The sequence below is a fragment of the Rhodococcus sp. LB1 genome (genome assembly GCF_001583455.1).
Lineage (GTDB): Bacteria > Actinomycetota > Actinomycetes > Mycobacteriales > Mycobacteriaceae > Rhodococcus_F > Rhodococcus_F opacus.
Map to the genome: position 1 here is coordinate 45,928 of NZ_LTCZ01000054.1, position 10,961 is coordinate 56,888.

General features: G+C 67.2%; 11 protein-coding genes. 1 reads left to right on the forward strand and 10 read right to left on the reverse strand.

What is annotated here, in order from left to right; translation table 11 throughout:
* Window positions 1–16 precede the first annotated feature (16 nt).
* The 10 genes from AZG88_RS10375 to AZG88_RS10420 all read right to left on the reverse strand — a co-directional run bounded on the left by AZG88_RS10375 (window position 17) and on the right by AZG88_RS10420 (window position 10,323).
* Window positions 17–1,336: an ABC transporter substrate-binding protein gene (locus AZG88_RS10375; protein WP_061697626.1), complete on the reverse strand. Its 1,320-nt coding sequence runs from the start codon at window positions 1,334–1,336 to the stop codon at window positions 17–19.
* Between the two features lie 18 nt (window positions 1,337–1,354).
* Window positions 1,355–2,254: a carbohydrate ABC transporter permease gene (locus AZG88_RS10380; protein ID WP_061697627.1), complete on the reverse strand. Its 900-nt coding sequence runs from the start codon at window positions 2,252–2,254 to the stop codon at window positions 1,355–1,357.
* Window positions 2,251–3,183 carry a carbohydrate ABC transporter permease gene (locus AZG88_RS10385; RefSeq protein ID WP_061043791.1) on the reverse strand — a complete coding sequence of 311 codons (933 nt, stop codon included), beginning with the start codon at window positions 3,181–3,183 and terminating at the stop codon, window positions 2,251–2,253. The genes AZG88_RS10380 and AZG88_RS10385 overlap by 4 nt, the downstream gene beginning before the upstream one ends.
* 97 nt (window positions 3,184–3,280) lie before the next feature.
* Window positions 3,281–4,201: a L,D-transpeptidase gene (locus tag AZG88_RS10390; protein WP_061697628.1), complete on the reverse strand. Its 921-nt coding sequence runs from the start codon at window positions 4,199–4,201 to the stop codon at window positions 3,281–3,283.
* A 169-nt stretch (window positions 4,202–4,370) separates the two neighbouring features.
* Entirely contained in the window at window positions 4,371–6,050 is a 1,680-nt protein-coding gene (locus AZG88_RS10395; protein WP_025431949.1) for an FAD-dependent oxidoreductase, read from the reverse strand.
* A 93-nt stretch (window positions 6,051–6,143) separates the two neighbouring features.
* Complete coding sequence (locus AZG88_RS10400) at window positions 6,144–6,365, reverse strand: dodecin (protein ID WP_025431948.1); 222 nt, start codon at window positions 6,363–6,365, stop codon at window positions 6,144–6,146.
* 17 nt (window positions 6,366–6,382) lie between these two features.
* Window positions 6,383–7,588 (reverse strand): serine hydrolase domain-containing protein, encoded by a 1,206-nt coding sequence (locus AZG88_RS10405; protein ID WP_061697629.1) that lies wholly within the window; start codon window positions 7,586–7,588, stop codon window positions 6,383–6,385.
* 93 nt (window positions 7,589–7,681) lie between these two features.
* A complete protein-coding gene (locus AZG88_RS10410; RefSeq protein WP_061697630.1) occupies window positions 7,682–8,197 on the reverse strand; it encodes a DUF6764 family protein in 516 nt (171 codons plus the stop codon).
* 53 nt (window positions 8,198–8,250) lie between these two features.
* Entirely contained in the window at window positions 8,251–9,279 is a 1,029-nt protein-coding gene (locus AZG88_RS10415; protein WP_005243885.1) for a DNA polymerase domain-containing protein, read from the reverse strand.
* A complete protein-coding gene (locus AZG88_RS10420) occupies window positions 9,280–10,323 on the reverse strand; it encodes an ATP-dependent DNA ligase (protein WP_039952193.1) in 1,044 nt (347 codons plus the stop codon).
* A gap of 148 nt (window positions 10,324–10,471) precedes the next feature.
* On the opposite strand from AZG88_RS10420, the gene lppU reads away from it, so the two are divergent.
* Window positions 10,472–10,961: LppU family putative lipoprotein (gene lppU / locus AZG88_RS10425; RefSeq protein WP_442971710.1), on the forward strand; the 490-nt coding region annotated here is incomplete at its 3' end.

Sequence of the window (10,961 nt, forward strand, 5' to 3'; positions counted from 1 at the left end):
GATGTTCCTTCTCCTCCTACTGGGGCAGCTTGGGCGTGATCTGGCGGTCGATGATCTGCTGGAGTTGCGTCCCGACGCCCGCGAACGTCGTTGCCACGTCCGCGTTCTGCAGCGCGATCTGTTCGAGTCCGGTGCCGATGACCTGGTCGCCGCCGGGCACGAACACTCGGGCGTAGTCCTGTGACCGGGTCTTCGCGAGCTGGTCGACGGCGGTGCGCGCGTTGGGGTTCGCGTCGAGGTACGCCTTCATACTCGGATCCTCGACAGCGGATTTGCGGACGGGCATGTACCCGACGTTCTGGGAGAAGTACGCGGTGTTCTCGCCGTTCGTCACGAAGTCGATGAACGTCAGCGCGTTCTTCTTCCGCTCGTCGGAGATCCGCGCCGGTATCGCGAGCCCCGCGCCGCCGGTCGGGCAGCCCGGCGCGCCCGACGCGGGGAGGAACGCGGTGCCGAAGTCGAACGCGGCCGACTTGGTGATCCCTGACAGGTCACCGGTCGAGGCGATGGTCGACGCGAGGATGCCCGCACCGAACTCGTTGGCGATGTCGCTCGACACGGCCGCGTACTTCTTCGTGTGGATCATGTCCTTCAGGAACGCCCCCGCGGCGAGCGTCTTCTCGTCGCCGAACTTCAGGGCCCACTGGTCCGAGTACGCCCCGCCGAACGTCCAGACCGGTCCCTCGAACGTCCAGCCCAGGTAGTTCTTGGCATCGCCCCAGCCGTGGGCCAGCTTGCCGCCGCCCATCACCCGCTGCAGTTCGGGACCCCACTCGTCGAACTCCTGCCAGGTGGCAGGCCCGCGATCGGGCAGGCCGGCCTGCGCCCACACCTGCTTGTTGTAGTAGAACAGCGGCGTCGACCGCGCGTACGGGAGGGCGTAGTGCTTGCCCTCGAACAGGTAGTCGGCGAGCAGCGAGTCGACGTAGTCGGAGGAGTCGACGCCGACCTCGCCGAACAGTCCGTCGAGCGGTTCGATGGCACCGGTCAGCGCGTAGTTGAACCACCAGACGTCCGACAGGACCACGACGTCGGGCAGTTCGCCGCCCGACAGGGCCGCGTTGAACTTCTGCGACACCTCCTCGTAGTTCTTTCCGCCGTCGACGAGGTTCACGGTGAGGTCGGGGTGTTTCGCCTGGAACCGGTTGATCAGTTCACGTTCGACGTCCTGGGATTTGCCGGGGTGATTGGACCAGAACGTGATGGTGTTCGCGTCGCCCGCCGCACCGGACGTCGCCGACGAGCCCGACCCCGACCCGGCGCAGGCCGTCAGCGCGGCACCGGCGGCCACCGCGCCCGCCAGCCCGAGGAATCCTCGACGGTTCATCCGATTCATGTCTCTCCTCGTTCTCCGCTATCCCTTGACCGCACCCGATGTGAGGCCCTTGATCATGTGCCGTTGCAGCACAAGGAAAACCGCGAGAATCGGCAGCATCGTGAGTACCGTTCCCGCCATGACCGGGCCCCAGTTGGTGAGCCCGTCGTTGTTCTGGAGTTGGGTCAGCCCGATCGGCAGCGGCGCGACGGAGGCGTCGTCGGCCATCAGGAACGGCCACAGGTATTCGTTCCACTCGGTGACGACGGTGATGATCGCGAACGCCACCATGGTGGGGCCCGACACCGGCAGGACCACCCGCCACAGCAGCCGGAAGTGGCCTGCGCCGTCCATCCGGGCGGCCTCGATGATCTCGGTGGGTATCGACAGGAAGTGGTTGCGCATCAGGAACGTTCCGAACGCGACCCCGGCGAGCGGAACGATGATGCCGTGAAAGCTGTTCCGCCAGCCCCATTCGGCGACGAGTGCGTAGTTGGAGATGACCGTGATCTGGTTGGGCACCATCAACGCGGCGATGATGCCGAGGAACACGAGGTTCTTGCCCGGGAACCGCAGGAATACCAGCCCGTAGGCGCTGAATACGCCGAGCGCGAACTTCACGACGGCCAGCACCCCGGTGATGATCACCGAGTTCCGCAGGAACGTCCAGAACGGCACCGACGTGGTGGCCTCGGAGTAGTTCTCGGGATGAAAGGTGCCGGGCCACCAGGTGACCGGAAGGGTGTAGACGTCCGGACGATCCTTGAAGGACGTCATCACGATCCAGTACAGCGGCAGGGCCACCATGACCAGCACCGCCACCATCGCGGCGTACCCCAGGGCCGTCACGAGCGCCTCCCGGCGTCGATGGTCACGGGCCGCGTCTGCCGTCACCGGCACTTCCGTGGTGCGCTGATCGCGCGCGGTGTCCGCGGTCACCGGACCTCACCTCGATCCATGATCCGCACCTGGTAGACGGTGATCCCGAGCAGGACCAGGAACATGATCGTGGCCACGGTGGCGCCGTAGCCGGCACGGAAGTTGCGGAACGACTCGTTGTAGACCTGGTAGACCATCGTGGTGGTTCCGGTGCCGAGTGGACCGCCCCGGGTCATCACGTTGATGATGTCGAACACCTGAAGGGAGCCCAGCATCACCGTGATCGAGAGGAAGTAGGTGGTCGGACGCAACTGCGGGAGGACGACCCGTCGGAACGTCGTCCACCGGCCCGCCCCGTCGATCTCCGCGGCCTCGGTCAACTCGCGCCGCGTACCCTGCAGTGCCGCAAGGTAGATCACGAACGTGTAGCCGAGGTTCTTCCACATGTAGGTGACCGTCACCATGAACAGCGCCCAGTGCGGATCCTGATAGAAGTCGGGGACGGAGTCGACTCCGGCACGATGCAGAAGATCCTGGATCAACCCGAAACGGGGATCGAACACGAACTGGAACGCCACGCCGATCGCGGCACCCGAGATGACGAACGGCGCGAAGATCGCCGAGCGAACAAGGTTGCGGCCGTGCAGGTTACGGTCCAGCAGCACGGCGAGCGCGAGACCGGCGACCATCGATCCGAACACGGTCGCGACAGTGAACACGACGGTGTTCCCGACGATCTGCCAGGTGTCGGGCCGGCTCCACCATTCGCGGTAGTTGTCCCAGCCGACGAACGTGGCGACGGGGTCGGCGATGTTCCAGTCGAAGAACGACAGCCGGATGTTGTCGACCAGGGGCCGGTAGGTGAACAGAACGAGCAGAACCAGATTGGGACCCACCAGCGCTGCGAACAGCGCGTAGTCCCGCCATGGACGCCCGAGCAATCCCTGCTTTCCCGGCGACGGCAGGGTTCGTTCCGGACTCGATCTCACTGCGGCAGTCTGACGACCGTGTACGAATAGCCGGTAAATTGCCGTAGCCCGCACATTGAACTGTGCGGGCTACGGGGAGAACGTGGTCAGATCAGGGTCAGCGGTTCCAGTCGCCGAGACCGTCGGAGCCGTTCAGCACGCCGCCTGCGGTGTTCTGCACGACCACGGCATCGCCCTTCTTCGAGTTCTCGTAGAACCACCTGGCGTCCTCGGTGCTCACGTTGAGGCAGCCGTGGCTGACGTTGGTGTTGCCCTGGGCGTCCACCGACCACGGTGCGGCGTGGACGAAGATGCCGCTGTACGACATGCGGGTGGCGTACTCGACGTACGTGCGGTACCCCTCGGCCGAGTCGACCGGGACACCGTACGTGGACGAGTCCATGTACATGTCACGGAACTTGTCGCCGATGATGTACGTGCCGTTCGGCGTCTCGTGATCGGTCTTACCCATCGACGTCGGCATGGTCTTGACCACTTCGCCGTTCCGGGTGACGGTGATCTGCTTGGTGTTGTCGTCCGCGGTCGCCACCAGCGCGTCACCGATGGTGAACGTGGAGTGCGAATCGCCGGCGTCCACGGTGACCTCGGTGTTCGCGGGCCAGAACTCGGTGGGCTTCCACCGCACCTGGCTGTCGTTGATCCAGTAGAAACCGCCCTCGACCGGCTGGCTGGTGGTGACCTTGATGGCACGCTCGGCGGCTGCGCGGTCGCCGATCGCCTCGTTGAAGCGGATGATCACCGGTTGCGCAACACCCACGACCTCGCCCGCACCCGGGTTGAGGGATGGGGCCGAGAAGTTCGCGGGCGCGGGTGCCGGTTCGGGAAGCGGCAGCTGCGGCGCGCCGGGCAGACCGGGCAGGGTGGGAAGACTCGGAACCTCCGGTCCACCGGGAAAGAGCGGTGCGGCCTGTGCGGCCCCGACCAGCGCAGTTCCGGACACGACGGCCCCGGTCAGTGCGACAGCGACGCGCGAAGACCAGTGCTTGTTCCTGGAAAAACCGATTCCTGACTTGCCCATATGACCACTCTCGTTCGACGACGTGTGCAACGCGCGTCCCCGACGGACCTACCAATCGCGCACTGCCATTAACACACATCATCCGGCCGCGAGCAATTTGCCCGCAATCGTTGCCGCTCCGCGGCCTGCGGGCAGGTTGTGTCACCGAGTGGTCAAGAAGCACTCACGATCAGGTATCGGCGCGGGCGGCGGCGAGCATGCTCTCGATGGTGATCAGCTTGGTGCGCGTCCGCCCGGCAGCCTTGCCCCCGGCACGTTCGGTCTTGTCGATGCGCTGCCAGCCCTGGTAGTCGACGGCGTCGGGCGCACGCTCGGCGATCAGGCGGTCGAGAGCCTCACGTTCGGTGGGCGCGCCGAGCCGCCCGGCGGAGAAATCGTCGATCAGCATCTTGACCGTCTCCGCGGAGCAGTACTTGTTGGTGCCGATCACACCCGTCGGCCCGCGCTTGATCCAGCCCGCCACGTACACGCCGGGCACGGGCGTGCCGGTCTCCGGATCGATCACCCGGCCGTTCTCGTTGGGGATGACGCCGCGCCGGTCGTCGAACGGGAGATCGGCCACGGGTTGACCGCGGTAACCGATCGAGCGCAGCACCAGGCCCGTGTCCAGCGTCGAGGTGACGTCGGACGGTTTGGCGCTGAGCCGCCCGGACGCGTCCGCGACCATCTCGTTCTTCGCGATGCGCACCGATTCGACGGCGTCGGTGCCGAGAATCTCCACGGGCGACGTCAGGAACCGCAATACGATCCGCTTCTTCGCCGGATCGGCGGTGCGCCGGGCGAACTCCTCGACCTGCCGCACCTTGTGGCGATGCGACGGCTCGGCCTCGTCGCCGTCGACGAACGCGCGGCTTGCCGGGTCGAGCACCGCTTCGTCCGGGTCGACCACGATGTCCACGTTCGGCATCAGCCCGAGCGCGAGGAGTTCGGGGTTGGTGTAGGCGGCCTGAGCGGGGCCGCGGCGGCCGAGAATGACGACCTCGCGGATGTTGCTCGCCCGCAGAGCGTCGAGGGCATGGTCCGCGAGGTCCGTCTTGGCCAGGATCTCCGGATCGGTGACGAGGATGCGGGCCACGTCGAGTGCCACGTTGCCGTTGCCGACGATGACGGCCCGCTCCCCCGACAGGTCGAACGTGTGGTCGGCGTAGTCGGGGTGACCGTTGTACCAGGCCACGAACTCGGTGGCGGCGTGGCTGCCGACGAGATCCTCGCCGGGAATGCCCAGCGTGCGGTCGCCTGCCGCGCCGACCGCGTAGATGACGGCGTGGTGGTGTGCGAGCAGTTCCTCGTGGCTCACGTCCCGGCCCACTTCCACGTTGAAGTGGCAGTGCACCGTGCGCTTGCCGACGACCGAACGGAACTGGTCCGTGACGCCCTTGGTGCCCGGATGGTCCGGCGCGACCCCGGCGCGCACCAGCCCGTACGGGGTAGGAAGCCGGTCGAAGATGTCGACCTCGACGCGCGGTTTCGCGGTCAGTTCCATCGCGGCGTAGCAGGCGGCCGGACCCGACCCGACGATCGCGACGTGGAGCGTGCCGAGGGCTGCGTCGATCTGCGGCAACGCGAGCGGCTCGGGCCAGTCGGGGCCGATGGGGTGCTTGGTGTAGTACTGCGCGTTGATGTCGAGGTACGGCTCGTCGACCTCCTCGAGATCGTTCTCCGCGTAGATGGCCTCCACCGGGCACTCCTCGACGCAGGCCCCGCAGTCGATGCAGGTGTCCGGGTCGATGTACAGCATTTCCGTGGTAGCGAACGGCTTCTCGTCCGGTGTGGGATGGATGCAGTTGACCGGACAGACATCGACGCACGAGGCGTCGTTGCAGCACGGCTGCGTGATCACATAAGTCACGGTTCTCCCCTACCTGAGTACGCGCAGTCCGACGTCGGGATGTGACACCAGACTATAACGTGTTCCAATTTTGCGCGAGAACCGTGCGCTGTGTCAGACCGCGTCGCCCGGCTCCACACGGAATCCGACCTTGACCGTGACCTGGTAGTGCGCGATCGCGCCGTTCTCGACGTGGCCCCGGGTCTCGACGACCTCGAACCACTCGACGTTGCGCACGGTCTCGTTGGTCCGCGCGATGGCATTCTTGATGGCCGCGTCGGTGCTGTCGCTCGACGAACCGACGACCTCGACAACTCGGTACACGTGATCACTCATCAGGATTCCTTTCGTGGTTACTTGCCGTTCCGGACGATCGCCTGCGCCTCGACACCGAGCCGGGCCAGACGAAGATCACCGAGAGCCGTGAGGGAACTGCCGAGCCGGTTGGTGACGAAGCCCAGGGACAGTCCGCTGTCGAGGTCCGCGTAGGCGCCGGACCCGCCGACGCCGTAGTGCCCGATCGCGTTCCGTGGTTGTTCCCGGGACGCGAGGATCGGCCGGTGGTAGCCGAGGGACCACTGCGGCCGGATACCGAGGACGTAGTCGCGGTCGTGGGTCTGCACCTGCGACATCTGCGCGATGGTGGACTTGCGCAGGAACCGGTGTCCGTCCAGCCTGCCCCCGTTGGCGATGGCGCCGTACATGCGCGCGAGCGCCCGCGCGCTGAACACGCCGTTCCAGCCGGGCATCACCGCGTCGTGCACCGCGGGGTTCCGGACCAGCACGTCGAATCCCTGGGGCATCGCCGCCTCGGCGAGTCCGCGGGTGGGGCCGACGAGCGAGAGCACGTTCGACGTGAGCTCCCAGTTGAGTCCGGCCGGGTTGATGTGCGGAAAGAGCTTCGCGATCCGCGGACGGTGCTGTCCGGGAACCTGATACCAGTAGTCGTCGACGCCGAGCGGGCCCGCGATTTCGTCCTGCACGACCTGGACGAACGGCTTTCCGGTGACGCGCGCGATCAGTTCTGCCACCAGCCACCCGTAGGTGACGGCGTGATACCCGGGGCCGCGCAGCCTGCGCGGATCCGCCGGGGTGGCCGCGAGGGCCCGGACGACGGCGTCGTAGTCGAGGAGATCGAGCGGGCTCCGCATCAGACCCCGGACCTTGTGCAGTCCGGCCCGGTGGGTGAGGAGTTCGCGGACCGTGATGTCGTCCTTGCCTGCCGCGCCGAACTCGGGCCAGTAGCGCGCGACGGGCGCGTCGTAGTCGATCAGCCGGCGCTCGGCGAGCCGGTGGACGACCGTGCTGGCCACGCCCTTTCCCGTCGAGAACGACAGGGCGACGGTGTCGCGGTCCCACCGGCGGTCGCGGTCGGCCCAGCCCGCCCAGATGTCGAGGACTTTCTCACCCCGGAAATACGCGGTGAGCGCCCCGCCGCCGTGCTGAGGTTGCCGGTACATCGCGAAGAACCGGTCGGCGAGCGGCAGGAACCGCGGGTCGACGTGCAGCTCTGTCCGTGGCACGGACGCGGGCCGGGGAACTCGAACGCTGGTCGTCATCGACCACCTCCGATCTCGCTGCCATATCTCCTACGGCAGTTGCGTCAGCCCATTGTGACTACCGTCACCATACGACGCGGACCGGGGTGCCGTTCAGGGAAGGCGCCACACTGTTGTGCCGTCGCTCAGACACGCTTGACCTGCAAGGAAATTGATCGCGAGCGACGGTCCGGCGGCGCACACCACGCCCTTGGCCGGATCCGCGACGAGCGCCTGCCCTCCCGGACCGCTCAGCACCAGGGCGGGACCGACACCGTCGACCGCTCCGATGGCGACGCTCTCGGGCCCGACCGCCACGGCGGCGACGGCGCCACGACGTGCCTCGGCCGCACCGACACCGCCGCCCAGTCCGGCGCCGAGCGCCGCACCCGCGTGTGCTGCGTCGGCGAAACCGACACCGTCCGTGCCGAACGCCACCGAATTGCTGCTCGTATCGGCGTTGGCACCGCACGCGGTGCGGTCGACGACCGTGGTGTCACCCCGGCCGGGTGGTGACACACAGGAGAGGGAGACGGCCGACGCGGTGGCCGGCGCGATCATCAGGGTCCCGAGTGCCGTCGCGACGACACCGAGAGCGAGTCCGGCAGTACCGACTGTCGTACGTTCCATGGCGACCTCACATTGTTCCCGACCCGACCGTCCCGAGCCTACGTGAGCGCCGGCTATTTGCGGTCTCGGTCCCGACTCGGTTGTACCCGCTTGGGTTCCCCCGGCATCTTGGGGTAATTGGGGGGGTACGGCAGATCCCCGAGACCGTTGGCGGCGTCCCGTTCGGCCATCTCCAGCAGCACGTCCAGCGATTGCGCCACGTCACCCATGGTCGCCATGGGATCGCCACGCTTCTCGAGCAGCGCGGGCACGGTCGCGATGGTGAAGTCGTCGGGGTCGACGTCGACGAGTTCCTCCCAGGTGACCGGCGTCGACACGGTCGCGATCGGCGTCTTGCGGGCCGAGTAGGCGGACGCGATGGTCTTGTCCCTGGCGTTCTGGTTGAAGTCGAGGAAGATGCGTTCGCCGCGTTCCTCCTTCCACCAGGACGTGGTGGCCCGGTCGCCGCTGCGCCGCTCGATCTCCCGTGCGAGGGCGATGCCCGCGCGCCGCACTTCGATGAAATCCCAGCGCGGTTCGATGCGGAGATACACGTGCAGCCCGCGGCCGCCCGACGTCTTGGGGTATCCGACGAGACCGAGTTCGTCCAGCAGCGGCCGGAGCACGTCCAGCGCGACCGCCCGCGCGTCGTCGAATCCGGTCCCCGGCTGCGGGTCCAGGTCGATGCGCAGTTCGTCCGGGTGATCGACGTCGGGGCACCGGACCGCCCACGGGTGGAACGTGATGTTGCCGAGGTTCGCCGCCCACACGATGTTCGCGGCGCTGCGCACACGGAGCACGTCGGCCTTGCGGCCGGACGGGAACGTGACCTCGCACGATTCCACGTGGTCGGGGCGCTTCGCGGGAACCCGCTTCTGGTAGATCTCCTCGCCCTCGATCCCGTCCGGGAACCGTTGCAGATGCGTCGGCCGATCGAACAGGGCGGTCAGCAGCGCACCGTTCAGTGCCACGGTCCGGTAGTACTCCACCAGGTGCCGTTTCGTGCCGCCCTCGGCGCCGAGTTTCGGGTAGTAGATCTTGTCGGGATTCGACAGCCGAACGGCGACGCCGTCGACGTCGAGTTCTTCGGCAGGACTCGCCATCTAGGAACCTCCGGCCAGGACGTCGGCAAGGTCGTATCGCACCGGGACCTCCAATTGTTGGAACGTGCACTCGTCGGGCGTCCGGTCCGGACGCCAGCGCAGGAACCGCGCGGCGTGCCGGAACCGGGCACCCTCCATCTGGTCGTACGCCACCTCGACGACGCGTTCGGGGCGCAGCGGCACCCAGGTTCGGTCGTTGCCCGACTGCCACCGCGTCGGCGCCCCGTCCGCGACGACGTCGTCGCCGACGCGCAGCTCGTCGAGTTCGGCGAGCAGTTCGATCCGCCGCGCCGCCGTGAACGCCGACGCACCGCCGACCATCGCCATCTGGTCGCCGTCGTACAGTCCGAGCAGCATCGACCCGATCCCCGGCTGACTCTTGTGCGGCCGGTAGCCGATGACGACGCAGTCCGCGGTGCGGGCATGCTTCACCTTCACCATTTCCCGCTTGTTCGGCAGGTACGGGCCCACCAGCTTCTTCGCCACCACCCCGTCGAGGCCGGCCCCCTCGAACGCCTCGAACCACTCGATCGCCGTCGCACTGGATTCGGTGGCCGCGGTGACGTGGCAGCTGGGTCCACCGCCGATGGTGTCGACGAGCTGCGCGCGACGGACGGAGAAATCCTCCCGGCTGAGGTCGCGGTCGCCCAGGGCGAGCAGATCGAACGCGACGAACTGGGCCGGAGTCTTCTCCGACAGCATCGTCACCCGGCTCTCGGCCGGATGAATGCGCTCCGACAACGACTCCCAGTCGAGCCGGGTGCGGCCGTCGATGCTGCGCGGGACGACGAGTTCGCCGTCCACCACGCACCGCTCGGGCAGTTCGTCCTTCACCGCCCGGACGAGTTCGGGAAAGTACCTGGCCAGATCCTTACCGCCGCGGGACCCGAGCACCACCTCGTCGCCGTCGCGGAAGACGAGGGTGCGGAAACCGTCCCATTTCGGTTCGTAGGACCAGGCGAGCCCGGACTCCGGTTGCGCCGGAACGGACGACGCAGCCTTCGCGAGCATCGGCTGTAACGGAGGCATCACGGGGAGATCCACCCGTCCATACTGTCACCACGATTGGCAAATCGGACAGCGATGTAATCAAATAATGCGCGACACGGCAATCGCGGTGGACACGATCGAGGTGGCAACGGTCATCTCGGAGGCACGGGTGGCGGACGGTCACCTGACGGAGGGGTCAGACATGACAGGGTTAGTTCGGCGGGTGTGTACCGCAGTCGTCGCATTGTCGGCGACGGCAGTTCTGGTGGCCGGGTGCGGTTCGGACACGACGCCCACCGCGGTGCCCGAGTCGGGTGCCTCCGCGGCCACCTCGTCCAGCGAATCGACCACCGAGATCGACGGGCAGGAAGGCGAGGACGCCGGCGGCGACGTCGACTTCGAGGTCGCGATCGGTGAGTGCGTGAAGCTCGGCGGCACCGTCTCCGACGCCGAGATCGACAAGGCGGTGTGCGGCAGCGCCGATTCGAACTACAAGGTGATCGCCAAGGCCGCGAAGAACAGCCAGTGCATCAGCGACGCCGACTCGTACTACTACGAAACCCTCGGCGGCGTCGAGCAGGGCGCGATCTGCCTCGACGTGGACTGGGTCGTCGGCGGTTGCATGGACGTCGGCGGCGAGGATCCTGCGCGCATCGACTGCGGCGACACCACCGCCGTCGACGGCGTGAAGG